This window comes from Rhodococcus sp. PML026, assembly GCF_000963615.1.
Lineage (GTDB): Bacteria > Actinomycetota > Actinomycetes > Mycobacteriales > Mycobacteriaceae > Rhodococcoides > Rhodococcoides fascians.
Genome location: NZ_KQ031375.1, coordinates 631,067 through 648,359 on the forward strand (window position 1 = coordinate 631,067; position 17,293 = coordinate 648,359).

Sequence of the window (17,293 nt, forward strand, 5' to 3'; positions counted from 1 at the left end):
GTACTCCGAGTGAGGTGTGTGCCTCGCGAGAGGCAACCCGCCTATTGTGCCAGACCGTCAGGCGTTCGAGGAAATCGCCCCGACCGAGGACTGGGCCACGGTTCCGGCCTGGGGTGCAGGCACGACGGTCCGCGCGAGCTCGTCCTCGGTGGCCTCGACCGCGTGAACAATGCTGGGCTTGCCCGCGATCGCATCCTGCAGGTAGATCTTGGCCCGTATCAACGGCCTGCGCCACTTCTTCTCTCGCCGCAGCGCACGCTCCATCTTCTTCGGTCTGCTCGTGTAGCGCCACCTCGCCCAGGGTGCACTCGGCCTGCTGAGTCGGACCGCGGCCAGAATGAGGATGGGCAGAACGAACAGCCCGATCAGCCCGGTCCAGATCTTGCCCTTGAGCAGCACGACGACGCACAGACTCAGGTTGAGCAGTGCCAGCACACCGAGTGTTCCGCGAACCCAGGGATCGGGATCGGCCCGGAAATCGGCGGGGCTGAGCAGCTCCAACGGGTGAAGTCCCAGTAGCAGGAACCCGGTGAAGGCGACGGCTGCGAATACCGCATCGACGGATGTTCGGCCCTGCTCGGACCAGTAGACGTCGCGGAGATAGAAGATGAGTGCAAATTCGTCGAGCACGAGGGCAGCACCGCTGCCGAAGATCGCCGCCAGCACGGCACCGATGGTCTGCGACCCGTCCACGTACACCGCGATGAGCCCGATCCCCGCCAACAGCATCAGCACGATTCCGAACACGACATGGTGAATGTGCTGGCCGCCAGGGGTGATGTTGCCAGGCCACCACTTCACATCCGCGCGAATCATTCTGACGCTCAGGCGAATCAGCAGAAATCCCACGAGTAGGCCGAGCAGGAAGCAGAGCAACGGAAGGCGGCCGTGCTCGACGACACCGTGCTCCAACCACCTCACGCGCTCCACGTCCTTCCCGCCGCACGCCCGAAACAACGGCTATCGCCGAATCAGCCTATTCTCGTTCTTCGCCGCCGGGGTCGGCATCGACCGGGAAAGTCCGAGCGCTACTTCCCGAAGCCCGCTTTGCGCAACGCGTCGGCCATGGAACCTGCCGCAGGCGTTGCTGCTTGGCCGCCGCGTCGGTCGCGTTGCGGGCGGTTGCCCTGGCCGCCATTGCTCTGACGGCCGTTGCCCTTGCTCGAGGACGTACCGCGGGAGCGGTCACCCTGCTGCCCACGAGGTGCGTCCTTGCCACCGCTCGCACCGGGCTCGTCGTCCAACCGCAGACTCAGGCCGATGCGCTGACGTGGGATGTCGACCTCCATCACCTTGACCCGCACCACATCGCCGGATTTGACGACCTCACGCGGGTCCTTGACGAAGTTGTGCGACATCGCAGAGACGTGAACGAGTCCGTCCTGATGCACGCCGACGTCGACGAAAGCACCGAACGCCGCCACGTTGGTCACGACACCTTCGAGCGTCATCCCCGGCTTCAGGTCGGCGACCTTCTCGATACCGGCTGCGAAAGTAGCGGTCTTGAACTCCGGACGCGGATCGCGTCCAGGCTTCTCCAGCTCGGAGATGATGTCGGTGACAGTGGGCAGCCCGAATCGTTCGTCGACGAATTCCGCGGGGTCGAGGCGGCGCAGGAGTGCGGTGTTGCCCACCACCTCGCGCACGCCCACGCCCGCCTTGCCGACGATGCGGCGCACGACGGGATAGGCCTCCGGGTGCACGCTGGAGCGGTCGAGTGGATCCTCTCCCCCGGAGATGCGCAGGAACCCGGCGCACTGCTCGAAAGCCTTGGGACCCAAGCGCGGTACGTCCTTGAGGGTGCTACGGCTGGAGAACGGACCGTTCTGGTCGCGGTGCGCCACGATGCTCTCGGCGAGCGAACCGGCGATACCGGAGACCCTCGACAGCAAGGGCACCGACGCTGTGTTGACGTCGACACCCACCGCGTTCACCGCATCCTCGACCACAGCCCCGAGAGAACGGGCGAGCAGCGTTTCGGAGATGTCGTGCTGGTACTGGCCGACACCGATGGACTTGGGGTCGATCTTGACCAGCTCGGCCAACGGATCCTGCAGCCTGCGAGCGATCGAGACCGCGCCGCGGATGGAGACGTCGAGTTCGGGCAGCTCACTCGAGGCGTACGCCGACGCCGAGTAGACCGAGGCACCCGCCTCGGACACCACCACCTTGGTCAAATTCGCCGCCGGGAATTTTGCAATCAATTCTGCTGCTAAAGAATCGGTTTCGCGTGAGGCCGTACCGTTTCCGATGGCGATGAGCTCCACCTTGTGCTTGGCCGCGAGCCCGGCGAGTGTGGCCACGGCCTGGTCCCACTTGCCCTGCGGCTTGTGGGGATAGATCGTGTCGTAGTCGACGACCTTGCCGGTGGCGTCGACGATCGCCACCTTGGTTCCGGTGCGAAAGCCGGGGTCGAGTCCCATCGTGGTGCGGTTTCCGGCGGGTGCAGCCAACAGGAGGTCTTTGAGGTTGCTCGCGAACACGTCCACGGCGTCCTTCTCGGCCGACTGGCGCAGTCTCATGCGCGTATCGAGTGAGACGGTGACCAGCATCTTGGTGCGCCATGCCCAGCGAACGGTATCGAGCAGCCACTTGTCGGCCGGGCGGCCGCGATCTGCGATTCCGAACTTGGTGGCGATACGCCCCTCGTAGACACTGGGCACACCGGGAGTCGGCTCGTCCCGCTCGGGTTCGAACCCGAGGGACAGAATCTCTTCCTTCTCACCGCGTAGCGTCGCGAGGATGCGATGCGAGGGCAGGCTCGTGAACGGTTCGGAGAACTCGAAGTAGTCCGAGAATTTCGCGCCTTCCTCCTCTTTTCCCTTGCGCACGGTGGCGACCAGCTTGCCGGAGGTCCACATCAGTTCACGCAGCTCACCCACCAGGTCGGCATCCTCGGCGAAACGCTCGACGAGAATTGCTCGTGCCCCGTCGAGCTGCTCCTGATCGAACTGCGCCGGGTCGGTGGACGGATCGGTGAACAGGGAGTCTGCGACGGGTTCGTGGCCGGCCTCCCGCGCAATCTGTGCCTTCGTCCGGCGCTTGGGCTTGAACGGCAGGTAGATGTCCTCGACGCGGGCCTTGGTCTCGGCCAGCATCAGCGACTGTTCGAGCGCGTCGTCGAGTTTGCCCTGCGAACGAATCGATTCGATGACGGCATCTCGCCGCTCGTCGAGTTCTCGGAGGTATCGAAGTCGCTCGTCGAGTTGGCGCAATTGCGCGTCGTCGAGTGTGCCGGTGACCTCCTTGCGGTAGCGCGCGATGAACGGGACCGTGGACCCGCCGTCGAGGAGTTCTACAGCGGCACGAACCTGTTCTTCGCGAACATCGAGTTCTTCGGCTATGCGCTTGTTCACAGATTTCAGAGCAGTGGTCACGGCGATGGACCCTACCGCTAGTGTGGGACAGGTCGGTCAGCGGTTCTATGTGCGGGAGAGTTCTGTAGATGGTCAGGGGGGCTCGGTTACTGACCGCCACCTGCGCCGCACTGTTGGTCCTGAGCGCGTGCTCCGTACCGCCCGATGATCAGGCCGGCGATCCCGGTGGCAGGGATTCGGCCGAGACATCGGCATCACCGTTCCCGGATATCCAGAAGGTCGACGGCGTGGCCTTGGAAGCGCGTATTCCGATGGCGGTGGAATCGGCGCAAGCCCGAGGTGCCGATGTGAACTTCGCGTTGCTGGATCGAGAGACCGGTTCCTACTACAGCAGCGATGCCGACGAGCCGATCGAAACGGCGTCGGTCTCCAAGCTCTTCATTGCCGACGAGGTGATGTTCGAGGCGCAGTCGCAGAACCGCCCCGTCTCCGCCGACGAGCTGGCCACGATGACCAGCATGCTCGAGTTCTCCGACGACAATGCCGCATACACGCTCTGGTATCGATACGGTTCGTCCGAGATCGTCCGCGCAGTCGCGGCGCGATATGCCCTGAGGAACACCGACGCTCCCGGCGACGACCAGTGGTACAACACGGAAACGACTCCCAGTGACCTGGTCGGCTACTACGCCGGGCTGCTGAACGGCAGCGGCGGCCTGACCACCGCGTCGACCGACATCATCATCGGAATGCTGCGACGCTCGGCCCCCGTAGCTGCCGACGGCTACAAGCAACACTTCGGGATCGTCGACGGCTTACCTGGCGAGACCGTGCATGCAGTCAAGCAGGGCTGGATGTGCTGCGTGTCCGATCGGTGGGTCCATCTGTCGACGGGAACCATCGGCGCGGACAATCGCTACGTACTGGCCCTGTCGTCCCGTGAAGACATCTTCTACGCCGACGACATGGAAAGTTACCCGGACACGGCCGTCGTCGACGTGACCGACGACGCCAGCGCACTGCACGCACGGGACACCCTGACCGGCTTCGTGTCGATGTTGTTCCCCGACGGCAGAATCAGCTGAAAACGTCAGTCCGTCAGTAGATCCGGGCGTCGGTCCGCTGTTCTGCGCAGAGATTGTTCTCGACGCCAGGCGGCGATCTTCGCGTGGTCGCCGGACAACAGAATCTCGGGGACGTCGAGTTCTCGCCATTGGGCCGGCCGGGTGTAACTCGGACCTTCCAGCAGCCCATCGGAGAACGAATCCTCTTGGTGCGACTGCTGATTGCCGAGTACGCCCGGCATCAATCTGACGACGGCCTCGGCCATGACCAGTACTGCCGCCTCGCCGCCGATGAGAACGTAGTCTCCGATGCTGACTTCCTCGACCCGAACGCGGCGTGCGGCGTCGTCGAACACGCGTTGATCGATGCCTTCGTAGCGACCGCACGCGAACACGAGATGCTGTTCGGTGGACCATCTTTCGGCCGTACGTTGTGTGAACGGCACCCCTGCGGGAGTGGGGACGACGAGGAGCGACTCCTCGGTCAGCACGTGGTCGAGTGCGTCACCCCAGACGGTCGGCTTCATGACCATTCCCGGCCCGCCGCCGTACGGGGAATCGTCGACGGCCTTGTGCACGTCGTGGGTCCAGGAGCGCAGGTCGTGAACGTCCACCGATACCAGCCCGCGATCGATCGCCTTACCGAGCAGAGCAGTACGCAGTGGGGTGAGGTATTCCGGGAAGATGGTGACGACGTCGAGGCGCACGAACTACTCCGGATCCAGCAAGCCCTCGGGCGGATCGATCTCGATTGTCTTGTCTGCCAACGACACAGAGGTCACGATGGCCGAGACGAAAGGTACGAGTATCTCGGAACGACCGGATTCCTCGTCAGCACTCGGCGTGATGGACAGCAGTTCGCCTGCTGCCGAGTGCAGGACCTCGCGGACGGTACCGACGACCGAACCGTCGGTGAGTACCACGGTGAGGCCTTCGAGTTCGTGATCGTAGAACTCGTCCGGATCGTCGGACGGCGGGAGATCGGTGGATTCGACGACGAAGAGAATCCCGCGCAATTCGTCCGCTGCGGTCTTGTCGTCGATGCCGTTCAGACGCAGCAGAAGCCGCCCGGAGTGTTCCCGGACGGCGTCCACCGTGTGTGTCACGGGCTGTGCATTCGATCGTGGCTTGCGGCCACGCAGAACAGTGCCGACGGCGAATCTGTCGTCGGGGTCGTCGGTGCGAACCTCGACAACCACTTCACCTTTGATGCCGTGCGACTTGGCGACACGACCGATGACCAGCTCCATGATGGGTTACGTGACCTATTGGTCCGTGTCGACGACGTCGACTCGGATGCCGCGACCACCGATTCCGGAGACGAGAGTGCGCAGCGCCGTAGCGGTGCGACCACCGCGTCCGATGACCTTGCCCAGGTCGTCGGGGTGCACGTGAACTTCCACGGTGCGTCCACGACGGCCGGTGATCATCTCGACGCGAACGTCATCGGGATTGGCGACGATGCCGCGAACGAGATGTTCGACGGCATCGGCGACAACGGCACTCACTTCTCAGCAGCCTCGGCGGCCGGCGCGTCTGCCGTCTCGGTTGCTGCAGCGTCGGTGGTGTCCGCGGCAGCGGAATCGTCCGACTTCGGTGCCTTCTTCTTCTTGGCGGTGGTGGCCTCGCCCTGGGGCTCGGAATCCGCCTGCGCCAGCGCAGCGTTGAAGAGGTCGAGCTTGGACGGCTTGGGCTCGGCGACGCGGAGGGTGCCCTCGGTGCCGGGTAGGCCCTTGAACTTCTGCCAGTCGCCGGTGATCTTCAGCAGTGCCTCGACGGGCTCGGTCGGCTGCGCGCCGACGCCCAGCCAGTACTGCGCACGCTCGGAGTTGATCTCGATGACGCTGGGGTCCTGCTTGGGCTCGTACGTCCCGATGGTCTCGATTGCACGGCCGTTACGGCGGGTGCGGGCGTCGGAAATGACGACGCGGTAATGCGGGGTGCGGATCTTGCCGATACGCATGAGCTTGATCTTGACGGCCATGTTCTGGTGAAGCCTTTCGAGGAGTGGTCACTGCGCAATTCAGCGGTTCGCACGGCATGCGAACCCGGTTTTGCGTTGGAGTTGTCGTGACCGCCGCGCGGTACGTAACCGGAGACGGGCGAACAGCGGTCCATTCTGCCAGACGACCACCCGATACCCTCAATCGCCCGGTCAGGCCAGCAGAATCACCAAAGCCGGAAAGGTGTTGTTGACGGAGTGAGCCGTGGTCGACGCGACGATCGAGCCACTTCTCATTCTCGCGATGCCGATGGCGAGTCCTCCCCACAGCAGGACGACGAAGCGCCACCATTCTCGGTGCCAGATCGCGAACATCACCGCCGTGATCACCAGGACCACCCAGCGGTTGCCCAGCCACGCCATCGGCATGGGTCGAGTGCGCTTTTCGAGAGCTCCCCACAACATGCCGCGGAACATCGTTTCTTCGCAGATCGGTGCGCCGATCCAAATCCACACGGCGAAAACGACTTTCCACCCCACGGCGATGTCTGCCATACCGCCCAGCGGTGCCTGATCCTGAAAATCGATACGCGAGAGCAGCACGAGTGCGAGCAGCACTCCACCGACGAGGGCGACTCCGCCCCAGGCCAGACCCGATCGGATATGACCGACGAGTTCGTGAACGGATCTCGGTAGCCCGAAGTCGACGACGGGGCCGTTGCCCCTCGACATCGTCACCGCCACCGCCAGTCCTGCGGCGAGCAGGCTCGGGATCATGATCCCCACGACGAACAGCGGCGAGGACTCCGAGGACACGACCAGGCCGAGGAGCAGGAACCCGGCAAGATTGAGGCCGAGCACGAGGGCGGCCGCCGGCAGTCCCCACCGTTGGCCGGGTCTGCGCTCCTCGGCCGCTGCTTCGGCACGCCAGTAGGTCTCGGACAGTCCCGAGCCCTGCTGTTGCACGTGATTCATCGGTGCCATTCCCGCCCAGCTGGGCCGGTTCACGTCGAATTCCCCCGCGCCTCCTGGTGTGCGGCCGAACTGGTCGGCATCGAATCGGTCCGGGCCTTGCCGCGGATCAACCATCGACGTATCCCGATCCACTCGCGGCGCGTCCACGACGATCGGTCACGCGGCCGCGCAGAATCACCAGCTCGGGGTTGGACAACACGTCCGCTCCCCCGCGCGGGTCGTCGGAGTACACGACGAGATCGGCGGGCGCACCGTGCTCGAGCCCGCCTCGCCCCAGCCACGACCGGGCGTCCCAGCAAGCAGCACCGAGCGCGTCGGTCGGTGACAATCCGACGCGTCCCAGAGCGTCCACCTCGTCGGCGATGCGGCCGTGCGCGATGGATCCGCCGGCGTCGGTTCCGGCGAAGATCGGGATACCTGCGTCGTGGGCACGGCCGACGGTATCGCCGACTCGCGCATGCAACGCGCGCATGTGCCGGGCGTAGACCGGGTAGCGGGTGGCCGAGTCCGCGATGCCGGGAAAGGTCTCGATGTTGATCAACGTCGGCACCAACGCTGTCCCGTGCTCGACCATCATCTCGATGGTCTCGTCGGTTAGGCCGGTGCCGTGTTCGATGCAGTCGATGCCTGCCGCGATCAGTCCGGGGAGCGCGTCTTCCCCGAAGACGTGCGCGGTGACGCGTGCCCCTTCCGCATGGGCCGCGGCAATGGCGTCGACGAGGATCGCGTCGTTCCAGAGGGGCCGGAGGTCTCCCACCGAGCGGTCGATCCAGTCACCGACGAGCTTGACCCACCCGTCGCCGAATCGCGCTTGTTGCGCCACCGCCTCGGGAAGTTGTGATTCGTCCTCGATGTCGATCGCCAGGCCAGGGATGTATCGCTTCGGGGAGGCGATGTGCCGCCCCGCCCTGATGATGCGTGGCAGATCGTCGTGGTCGTCCAACGCCCGCGTGTCGACCGGAGATCCCGCGTCACGCAGCAGCAGAGCCCCGACGCCTCGTTCGGTCTCGGCCTGCGCGATCGACCCGGCCAGGTCGGTGTGTCCTCCGCCGTACTCGATGCCGACATGACAGTGCGCGTCGACGAGCCCGGGCAGTATCCACCCGCCGTCGTGGATGAAGTCGGCATCGGCGATGGGCTCCGTGGACAGGACGCCGCCGTCGATCCACAGGTCGATCGGGGACTCGTCCGGCAGCCCGCGTCCCCGCACCCGCAATGCCGACACCGCAGGCCCGCTTACTTCTTCGGCAGCTTCAGCTGCGAGAGATCGATTCCCTCGAGTCCCGGCGGCAATTGATCGAGGCCCTTGGGCATCGACGACAGGTCGGGCATTCCGGCAGGCATTCCACCCGGCATTCCGGGGAACCCGCCGCGGATCTTCGGCTGTGTGGGCCCGCGAGCACCCTTCTTGCCTTTCTTGCCCTTCTTGTTGTTGCGCACCTGCTTTCGCGCACCCGGCATGCCCATCCGACCGGCCATCGCCGACATCATCTTGCGTGCCTCGAAGAACCGATCGACCAATTGGTTGACGTCGGAGACCTTCACGCCCGAGCCGTTCGCGATCCGCAGTCGTCGGGAGGCATTGATGATCTTCGGGTCGGTGCGCTCCTGCGGCGTCATGCCGCGAATGATCGCCTGCACCCGGTCGAGCTGCTTCTCGTCGACATTGGCCAGTTCTTTCATCTGGCCCGCGCCGGGCAACATTCCCAACAGATTTCCGATGGGCCCCATCTTGCGGACGGCCATCATCTGCTCGAGGAAGTCGTCGAGCGTGAGCTGGCCGGAGCCGATCTTGTTGGCGGTGGCCTCGGCCTGCTCGGCGTCGAAGTGCTGCTCGGCCTGCTCGATGAGGCTGAGCACGTCGCCCATGCCGAGGATGCGACTGGCCATGCGGTCGGGGTGGAAGACGTCGAAATCTTCGAGCTTCTCGCCGGTCGACGCGAACATGATGGGCTGCCCGGTCACCTCGCGCACGCTCAGTGCTGCGCCGCCGCGGGCATCGCCGTCGAGCTTGGTCAGCACGACACCGGTGAAGCCGACTCCGTCGCGGAACGCCTCGGCGGTGCTGACGGCGTCCTGGCCGACCATGGCGTCGAGAACGAACAAGGTTTCGTCCGGCTCGACCGCGTCGCGAATCCCGGCGGCCTGGCTCATCAGCTCGGTGTCGATACCGAGACGGCCTGCGGTGTCGACGATGACCACGTCGTACTGCTTGCTGCGAGCCTCGGCCACTCCGGCGCGGGCCACCTCGACCGGGTCCGCGGCCGACACGCCGAGCGCGTTCTCGCCACCGCCGATGGACGTGCCCGGGTGCGGGGCGAAGACTGCCGCGCCTGCCCGTTCGCCAACGATCTGGAGCTGGCTGACGGCACCGGGACGTTGCAGGTCACAGGCGACGAGAAGCGGGGTGTGACCCTGCCCCTTCAGCCACTTGGCGAGCTTGCCCGCCAAGGTCGTCTTACCGGAACCCTGCAGGCCGGCCAGCATGATGACGGTGGGCGGGTTCTTGGCGAACACCAGTCTGCGTGTTTCGCCGCCGAGGATGCCGACCAGTTCCTCGTTGACGATCTTGACGACCTGCTGAGCCGGGTTGAGTGCGCCCGATACTTCGGCACCCTTGGCGCGGACCTTGATTCGGTTGATGAACTCCCGCACGACGGGCAACGCCACGTCCGCCTCGAGCAGGGCCAGTCGGATCTCGCGGGCTGTGGCGTCGATATCCGCACCGGACAGTCGACCTTTGCCACGCAGGTCCTTGAGAGTCCCGGTCAACCTGTCGGAAAGGGATTCGAACACCGATTGCACTCCTGAGCTAGCCGATCACCGAAAACGAGCCGAGTCCGGCACTGTCACCAGACCGAGTCCGGCGTTGTCACCAGACTAACGCCAGCCCACCTTATCCTCGCTCAGGGCGTCGGGCAGTGAGTCCGTTCGGTGCGGTGCGACCGGTCAGGCCTTGCTTGCCGAATCACTCCACGTCACAGCGACGCCGCGGGTGGAGAGCCACTGTGCGGGATCGACTTTGACGCCGGCGGGATCGTGCACCTCGAAATGCAGGTGCGGGCCGGTCGACTGACCGCGATTGCCCACAGTTGCGATCTGTTCTCCGGCTGTGACCCGCTGACCGGGCTGCACCGAGAAGTCGTTGACGTGTCCGTAGATGGTCTCGGTGCCGTCGTCGTGCAGAACCTTGACCCAGAGTCCGAACCCGGACGCCGGTCCCGCATCGGACACCGTGCCGTCGGCTGCAGCGTAGATGGGCGTGCCGATCGGGGCGGCGATGTCCAGTCCGCTGTGCTGAGTGCCCCACCGCGAACCGAAGTTCGACGTCAACACTCCGGCGACGGGCTGGACCGTCGCCTTCTTCAACGAACGCAAACTCTCGAGCGGCGACGCCGGCCCGGCACCCGTTCCACCGAGTCCGACGTCGTCGAGCCACTGCTGGGCCGCGGCGTCCACCTCGGGGCCGAGAGCGGCGAGCGGCCCCGGAGTCGGTGCCTGTGTCGCGGCGTCCGACGGGACTGCCGAAAGATCGGTCTGTGGGGCCGGAGCCAAGTCCGGTGCGGCCTGCGGCGGCGCACCGAAAGGCGCCGCGAACTGCGGCAACTCGAACTGCGGTGGCACGAACTGCGGTGGCACGAACTGGGGCGGCTCGAATCCGGCAGGCAGCAAACCCTCCGGGACGGCGAAGGGGAATCCGGCCGCGGGCGGTTCCGGGACGGGTGCCGCGCCTGCGGTGCCCGCGCCCATGGTGGTCGCGCCGACGACGATGGCACCGGTTGCGGCGACGATGGTGGCCGCACGCCTGCCGGTGTCCTGAACTTCCTCCGCGGCGCGATGCTTGCCACCGGGCGTACCCGATGCCGTCTCGGCCGGTACGTAGATGTTCGACCGTCGGTGTGATCCCACAGTGCGCGCCTCTCGAAATGTCAGAATTGGAGCCTGCAGGAACGACGAGACGTTCGAGCAGCGGAGCCGGCAGTTCGGCCCGAAGGGCCTGCTGCGTCAGGTGACGAACATAACAAATCGGTCTCGGGGGTAAACCCATCGGCCGGAAGTTCGTGAAATGTCACCACGGCATGTCGGTTTCCGACGAACTTCCGACCAACGGTCAAGTGCCCTCGGGCTTTTCCGGGGGTTTGGGCGGTTCCGGCGATGGCACGACGGCGAGGAGCGCGCGTTCGAGATCCTCGCGCACAGCCCGACTGTCCGCGCCGGCCAAGTCGATGCAGAAGGAATCGACCACAGAACTACCCAGCGTCGATACCCGCGCCCAGCGAATATCGAATCCCTGCTGCTCGATTGCGCTCGCCAATCGACACAGCAGGCCGAGGCGGTCCTCGGCTCGCAGTTCGAGCACGACCTGACCCGGTTCGTTGTCGTCGAACCACAACACCCGAGGCGGAGCCTGGGCGTACAGGACCGGCACAGCCGAATCCTCGCCGTCCTCGTCCGAGGTCTCGACTCGGGCGTCTCGTTCCTTCGCGTCGAGCACGGCGACGAGGTCGAGCTCGCCCGCCTGCGCACGGATGATCTCCTGCCGGATCAACCCCGCTTGCGGTGGAGCACCGAACAAGGGTGCGACATCGAACGAGTTGATCGCCGAACCGTCGTGACTGCCGAGCGAGGCCGACAGCACCCGCAAGGAATGCAGTGCCAGCACTCCGGCCGCGTCGGACAGCAGTCCCGGAGTATCGGGTGCAACCACGGTCACGACGAAGGTGTGCAGACCGTCGGTGGGCGTGATGTCGACGTGCACTCCCCCGCGCGAGGCCAACTCGATGTGCGCCGGGTCGAGCGGATCCGGCGACGGCAGAGTCTCTCCCGCCATCACCAGCCGACAACGACGAACGAGTTCACGGATCAGCGACGCCTTCCAGTCCCCCCACACCCCGGGTCCGGTCGCGAGAGAGTCCGCCTCGGCGAGTGCATGCAGAAGCTCCAGCAGAACGGTGTCCGCACCGAGCGCATCCACGACGGTCTGCACGGTTGCCGGGTCGTCCAGATCGCGCCGGGTGGCAGTCTCCGGCAGCAGGAGGTGATAGCGGACCATTGCCGTCAGCAGGGCCACGTCGGAGGGCCACAAGCCGAGCCGGTTACCGATCTGAACGGCGAGATCGGCACCGACGACGCTGTGGTCGCCGCCGCGTCCCTTTCCGATGTCGTGGACGAGCGCGCCGAGGACCAGCAGATCGGGACGAGCGACGCGTGTGGTCAATGCACTTGCGTACGCGGCAGTTTCGACCAGGTGTCGATCCACCGTCCAGGTGTGCACCGCATCCCGAGGCGGTAGATCTCGAACCGCACCCCATTCCGGAATCAGCCTGCCCCACAATCCGGTTCGATCGAGCGCCTCGATGGCCGCGATGGCCTTGCGGCCGGATCCCAGCAGCACCAACAGATCGTTGAGTGCTTCTTTGGGCCACGGCTCACGGAGTTCGGGGGCGCTGTCGGACAGACGGTTGAGCGTGGAGGCAGACATCGGCATGCCGGTCTGAGCCGACGCTGCCGCAACCCGCATTATCAAACCCGGATCCTTGTTCGGTCGTGCATCGCGTGCCAGCACCACCTCGCCCGCGTGCTCGACGACTCCCTCGTCCAGCGGACGGCGAACGGGTACGCGACGTAGACGCGAAAGACCGCGTCGTGGAAGCGAATTGCCGGCGGTACGCAAACCCACATCGACCGAGTAGCTGATGGTGCGTGCCGAATCGCTGAGCACACGAGCGAGATCGAACCGATCGCCGATGCGAAGCGCAGCACCGATCTCGTCGGCGTCCTGCGCACGCAGCTGATCTCGGGCACGACCGGCCACCCGGTGCAGTTCGGTTCGCACGTCGAGAAGTCGCCCGTGCGCGAATGCCAAACCGCCGCCGGGTGATTCGGGTCCCAACCCGGGCATGCCATCGGTCAACTGAGCAATCGAGAGGGCGTCGAGCAGTTGCACGTCGCGCAGCCCGCCGCGGCCGCTCTTGAGGTCGGGTTCGGCACGGTGTGCGATCTCGCCGCTTCGTGCCCAGCGCCCCTGAGTCTGGCCGATCAGCTCGTCGAAGCGACCGCGAATTCCGGTGCGCCACTGCCGACGTATGCCACCGATCAACAGGTTGCTCAATTCCACGTCACCGGCGATGTGTCGTGCTTCGAGCATGCCGAGTGCCGCGGTCATGTCCGCCGCGGCAACCTGCAGGGCCTGCGGCACGGTACGCACACTGTGATCGAGCTTGATGTGGGCGTCCCACAACGGATACCAGAGCTTGTCGGCGACGTCGGCCACGATGCGGGGGTCGAGATCGTCGTGCAACAGAATCAAGTCCAGGTCGGAGTACGGCAGCAGTTCGCGACGCGCCAGACCTCCTACTGCGACTATCGCGAAACCGGAATCCGGCTTCACGCCCAGTTCTGCGCCCTTGGTGGTCAGCCAGAACTCGTGAAGATCGACGAGCGCCTGCCTGAGCGAGGGCGCATCGAGTCGGCGGTTGCGGGTGCCGCCGTCGAGCAGTTGCTTTCTGGCCCGAGCGAGATCCGCAGCTGCATCGCTCGTGCCCTTCGATGCGGAGCCCGTAGAGACCGAAGGCCCCGGTTCTGGCGCGCGTGCGCCAGAACCGGGGCCCCCGGACCGAGACCCTGTGGGGTCAGAGCGCATCGGCGCCACGTTCTCCGGTACGGACTCGGATGACCGAATCCACCGGGGAAACCCACACTTTGCCGTCCCCGATCTTGCCGGTGCGGGCTGCTTCGACGATGACCTCGACGACCTTCTCCACGGCGGCGTCGTCGACGACTACCTCGACACGCACCTTCGGAACGAAATCGACCGAGTACTCCGCACCTCGGTAGACCTCGGTGTGGCCCTTCTGGCGGCCGTAGCCCTGAACCTCACTGACGGTCATTCCGAGCACGCCGGCCTGTTCCAGCCCCGTCTTGACGTCCTCCAGGGTGAACGGTTTGACGATTGCCGTGATCAGCTTCATTTTTGCTTCCCTTCACAAGACCTCGAGTGCCCGTTGTCGTACGGTGCAGCGTTCATCTCTATCTCTACCTTGTCAGGCGAAATCATATGCAGTCTCGGCGTGCTCGGCCTCGTCGATGCCGTTCGCCTCTTCCTCGTCCGTCACGCGCCAGCCCAGCGGCTTCAGAGCGAAGGCGATGACCGCGGTCACGATTGCCGTGAAGATCAATGCGAACAACGCGATGACGATCTGCACGACGAGCTGCTTGTAGTCACCACCGTAGAACAGGCCGGTCTCGGATCCGAGGAAGCCGATTCCGATGGTGCCCCACAGGCCTGCGACCAGGTGGACGCCGACGACGTCGAGCGAGTCGTCGTAGCCGAACTTGAACTTCAGTCCGACGGCGAGAGCCGACAGCACGCCGGCGATGACGCCGAGGATCATGGCTCCGACCGGGGTGAGCGCGCCGGCGGCCGGGGTGATGGCGACCAGACCTGCGACGATGCCCGATGCGGCACCGAGGCTGGTTGCGTGTCCGTCGCGGATGCGCTCGGTGATGAGCCAGCCTGCGATGGCCGCTGCGGTGGCCGCGGTGGTGTTGACCCAGGCCACGCCTGCGATGCCGTCGGCGGCGAATGCCGAACCGGCGTTGAATCCGAACCAGCCGAACCACAGCAGCGCTGCGCCGAGCATGACGAACGGAAGGTTGTGCGGACGGTAGGCGACCTTGCCGAATCCGGCTCGCTTGCCGATGATGATCGCCAGGATCAGGCCTGCGATACCGGCGTTGATGTGCACGACGGTTCCACCGGCGAAGTCGATCGGTGCGACGTTGGCGACGGTGTCACCGTCGTCGTTGACCATCGTTCCGAAAATCTTTGCGGCCAAGCCCTTCTCGGAGCCCGACAGCAGCCCACCACCCCAGACCATGTGTGCCAGCGGGAAGTACGCGAGGGTGACCCAGATTCCGGCGAAGGCGAGCCAGGTGCCGTACTTGACTCGACCGGCGATCGAGCCGCTGATCAGGGCGACCGTGATGATGGCGAACGTGACCTGGAACGCTACGTCGATGACGTTGGCGTAACCCCATGCGCCGGCGATGTAGTTGCCGTCCGCGTCGGTGATCGAATCCTTGAGTCCGAAGAACTCGAACGGGTTGGCGAAGATACCGCCGATGTCCTGGGTGCCGTAGGACATCGACCATCCCCACAGGAAGTAGATGATCGAGACGACGGCCATAGCTCCGAACGACATCATCATCATGTTCAACACGGACTTCGACTGCGACATACCGCCGTAGAAGAACGCCAAGCCCGGCGTCATCAGCAGTACCAGCGATGCTGCCATCAGCATCCACGCGGCGTTGCCGGAGTTGGCCAACATATCCTCGGGACTCACGTACACCCTCCATTCTCCTGCACACCGGTTGGCGCGCCGTTACGCAAGAAGAGTGGTTTCACGAAGTTTCATCCGTGACACTCGGGTGTTTCGGGCATGTGAACGCATGACCGAATTCTGTTGCTAAAAGGTTTCGTGCTGGCGTTTGTGCTTTTTACCCGGTTCGCGGAGCCCCGGCGAGGTCGATCAACCGAGCAGTGCGTCGACGAACGCCCCTGGCTCGAACGGAGCCAGATCGTCGGCACCTTCGCCGAGACCGACGAGCTTGACGGGTACCCCGAGTTCCCGCTGTACCTGAAAAACGATGCCGCCCTTCGCGGTTCCGTCGAGCTTGGTCAGCACGACACCGGTGATGTCCACGATCTCGGCGAAGACGCGCGCCTGAGTCAGTCCGTTCTGGCCGACCGTCGCATCCAGAACGAGCAGCACGTCGTCGACGTGGGCCCGCTTCTCGATGACGCGTTTGACCTTGCTCAGCTCGTCCATCAGACCGGACTTCGTGTGCAGGCGACCTGCGGTGTCGACCAGCACCACGTCGACTCCGTTCTCGATTCCCTTGCTCACCGCGTCGAAGGCAACGGCGGCCGGGTCGGCGGCTTCATTACCGCGCACCACTTCGGCACCGACTCGCTCGGCCCAGGTCTGCAGCTGATCCGCGGCAGCAGCGCGGAACGTGTCGGCCGCACCGAGGAGCACTCGCCGGCCGTCCGCGACCAGGACACGGGCGAGCTTGCCGGTGGTCGTGGTCTTGCCGGTGCCGTTGACTCCGACGACCAACAACACCGCAGGCGCGCCGTCGTGCGGAAGCGCGCGAATCGAACGATCGAACTCCGGATGCAGTTGCGCCACCAGAATTTCCCGCAGCAAGGCTCGCGCATCGGCTTCGGTACGAATACTGCGAGCTGCCATCTGCTCGCGCAGCGTGCGCATGATCTCCGTCGTCGTGGCCGAGCCGATGTCGGCGATCAACAGCGTGTCCTCGACCTCTTCCCAGGAGTCCTCGTCCAGGTCTCCGCCGCCGAGCAATCCGAGCAGGGACTTGCCCACCGCGGACTGGGAACGAGCCAGACGTCCACGAAGACGGTCCAACCGACCTTCGGTCGGATCGATGGTGTCCAGTCGACGAGCAGGTGCCTCGGCGTCCGGGGCGGGTTCCGGCACCGCAGGCGCGGTGGGCTCGGCCGGCTCGGCGGGCTCGACAACCGGCACCTGAGGCTCGACGACCGGAACCTCGGGGTCGAGGACCTCCGGCTCGTCCCGAGTGTGGGTGGGTGGCACCGGCGTCGGCTCGACCGGGAAGGTCTCGACAGGCTTCGGGGCAGGCGGGACGGGCTTCGGGGCAGGCGGGACGGGCTCGGCGGTCGCAGTGCCCTGACTGAACGAGAAACCGCTGCCCGCGGTGTAGCCACCGGATCTGTCCTTGGTGGCCGCGTCCTCGATTCGGGCGGCCTCGTCCGACTTGAGGGACACTCTCCGGCGACGGGACAGAACGAACCCGACGACGAGGACGACGAGCAGGACGGCAGCGATCGCCGCGACGATGATCCACGCTTGATTACTCACGTGACCATCCTCTCAGGTGGTCACGACCGAACGCATCGGTGGTGCATCGCCGAAATGGACTGTCCGCCGTCCGGGTCGTGTCGA

At 65.3% G+C, this 17,293-nt stretch carries 15 protein-coding genes; 1 reads left to right on the plus strand and 14 read right to left on the minus strand.

Annotated features, from left to right (window positions below; genetic code table 11):
- Positions 1-57: 57 nt before the first annotated feature.
- Complete coding sequence (locus VF34_RS18435; protein WP_370878684.1) at positions 58-921, minus strand: hypothetical protein; 864 nt, start codon at positions 919-921, stop codon at positions 58-60.
- Positions 922-1,028: 107 nt separating this feature from the next.
- Positions 1,029-3,377 (minus strand): Tex family protein, encoded by a 2,349-nt coding sequence (locus VF34_RS18440; RefSeq protein ID WP_045841856.1) that lies wholly within the window; start codon positions 3,375-3,377, stop codon positions 1,029-1,031.
- A 68-nt stretch (positions 3,378-3,445) separates the two neighbouring features.
- Between VF34_RS18440 and VF34_RS18445 the strand changes: the two genes are divergently transcribed.
- Entirely contained in the window at positions 3,446-4,402 is a 957-nt protein-coding gene (locus tag VF34_RS18445) for a serine hydrolase (RefSeq protein ID WP_052718693.1), read from the plus strand.
- Positions 4,403-4,407: 5 nt separating this feature from the next.
- On the opposite strand, the gene trmD is transcribed toward VF34_RS18445, so the two are convergent.
- From trmD to ftsY, 12 genes are all read right to left on the minus strand, one after another.
- Entirely contained in the window at positions 4,408-5,088 is a 681-nt protein-coding gene (gene trmD, locus VF34_RS18450; RefSeq protein WP_045841857.1) for a tRNA (guanosine(37)-N1)-methyltransferase TrmD, read from the minus strand.
- 3 nt (positions 5,089-5,091) lie between these two features.
- A complete protein-coding gene (rimM, locus tag VF34_RS18455; RefSeq protein WP_027496688.1) occupies positions 5,092-5,631 on the minus strand; it encodes a ribosome maturation factor RimM in 540 nt (179 codons plus the stop codon).
- A gap of 15 nt (positions 5,632-5,646) precedes the next feature.
- The gene (locus VF34_RS18460) at positions 5,647-5,889 is read right to left on the minus strand and encodes an RNA-binding protein (protein ID WP_027496687.1); all 243 of its coding nucleotides are present in this window, start codon (positions 5,887-5,889) and stop codon (positions 5,647-5,649) included.
- Positions 5,886-6,365, minus strand: a complete 480-nt coding sequence (rpsP, locus tag VF34_RS18465) for a 30S ribosomal protein S16 (RefSeq protein WP_027496686.1) — start codon at positions 6,363-6,365, stop codon at positions 5,886-5,888. Before rpsP ends, VF34_RS18460 begins: the two co-directional genes overlap by 4 nt.
- Positions 6,366-6,536: 171 nt before the next feature.
- Entirely contained in the window at positions 6,537-7,412 is an 876-nt protein-coding gene (locus VF34_RS18470) for a CPBP family intramembrane glutamic endopeptidase (RefSeq protein WP_080731228.1), read from the minus strand.
- Positions 7,405-8,523: an amidohydrolase family protein gene (locus VF34_RS18475; RefSeq protein ID WP_027496684.1), complete on the minus strand. Its 1,119-nt coding sequence runs from the start codon at positions 8,521-8,523 to the stop codon at positions 7,405-7,407. The genes VF34_RS18470 and VF34_RS18475 overlap by 8 nt, the downstream gene beginning before the upstream one ends.
- A gap of 11 nt (positions 8,524-8,534) precedes the next feature.
- Positions 8,535-10,094 (minus strand): signal recognition particle protein, encoded by a 1,560-nt coding sequence (gene ffh, locus VF34_RS18480; protein ID WP_032366589.1) that lies wholly within the window; start codon positions 10,092-10,094, stop codon positions 8,535-8,537.
- Between the two features lie 153 nt (positions 10,095-10,247).
- A complete protein-coding gene (locus tag VF34_RS18485; protein ID WP_045841858.1) occupies positions 10,248-11,207 on the minus strand; it encodes a M23 family metallopeptidase in 960 nt (319 codons plus the stop codon).
- Between the two features lie 202 nt (positions 11,208-11,409).
- Positions 11,410-13,941 carry a [protein-PII] uridylyltransferase gene (locus VF34_RS18490; RefSeq protein ID WP_027496681.1) on the minus strand — a complete coding sequence of 844 codons (2,532 nt, stop codon included), beginning with the start codon at positions 13,939-13,941 and terminating at the stop codon, positions 11,410-11,412.
- On the minus strand, positions 13,931-14,269 hold the full coding sequence (locus VF34_RS18495; protein WP_019664269.1) for a P-II family nitrogen regulator: 339 nt from the start codon (positions 14,267-14,269) through the stop codon (positions 13,931-13,933). The genes VF34_RS18490 and VF34_RS18495 overlap by 11 nt, the downstream gene beginning before the upstream one ends.
- A 72-nt stretch (positions 14,270-14,341) precedes the next feature.
- Positions 14,342-15,646 (minus strand): ammonium transporter, encoded by a 1,305-nt coding sequence (locus VF34_RS18500; protein WP_371832919.1) that lies wholly within the window; start codon positions 15,644-15,646, stop codon positions 14,342-14,344.
- Positions 15,647-15,832: 186 nt separating this feature from the next.
- Complete coding sequence (gene ftsY, locus VF34_RS18505; RefSeq protein ID WP_045841859.1) at positions 15,833-17,209, minus strand: signal recognition particle-docking protein FtsY; 1,377 nt, start codon at positions 17,207-17,209, stop codon at positions 15,833-15,835.
- Positions 17,210-17,293: the final 84 nt, after the last annotated feature.

Excerpts from the sequence above, each read along its gene's own strand:
- rpsP (WP_027496686.1), bottom strand. The coding sequence starts at position 6,365 with ATGGCCGTCAAGATCAAGCTCATGCGTATCGGCAAGATCCGCACCCCG.
- VF34_RS18470 (WP_080731228.1), bottom strand. The coding sequence starts at position 7,412 with ATGGTTGATCCGCGGCAAGGCCCGGACCGATTCGATGCCGACCAGTTC.
- rimM (WP_027496688.1), bottom strand. The coding sequence starts at position 5,631 with ATGGAGCTGGTCATCGGTCGTGTCGCCAAGTCGCACGGCATCAAAGGT.
- VF34_RS18495 (WP_019664269.1), bottom strand. The coding sequence starts at position 14,269 with ATGAAGCTGATCACGGCAATCGTCAAACCGTTCACCCTGGAGGACGTC.
- VF34_RS18445 (WP_052718693.1), top strand. The coding sequence starts at position 3,446 with ATGGTCAGGGGGGCTCGGTTACTGACCGCCACCTGCGCCGCACTGTTG.
- VF34_RS18490 (WP_027496681.1), bottom strand. The coding sequence starts at position 13,941 with ATGCGCTCTGACCCCACAGGGTCTCGGTCCGGGGGCCCCGGTTCTGGC.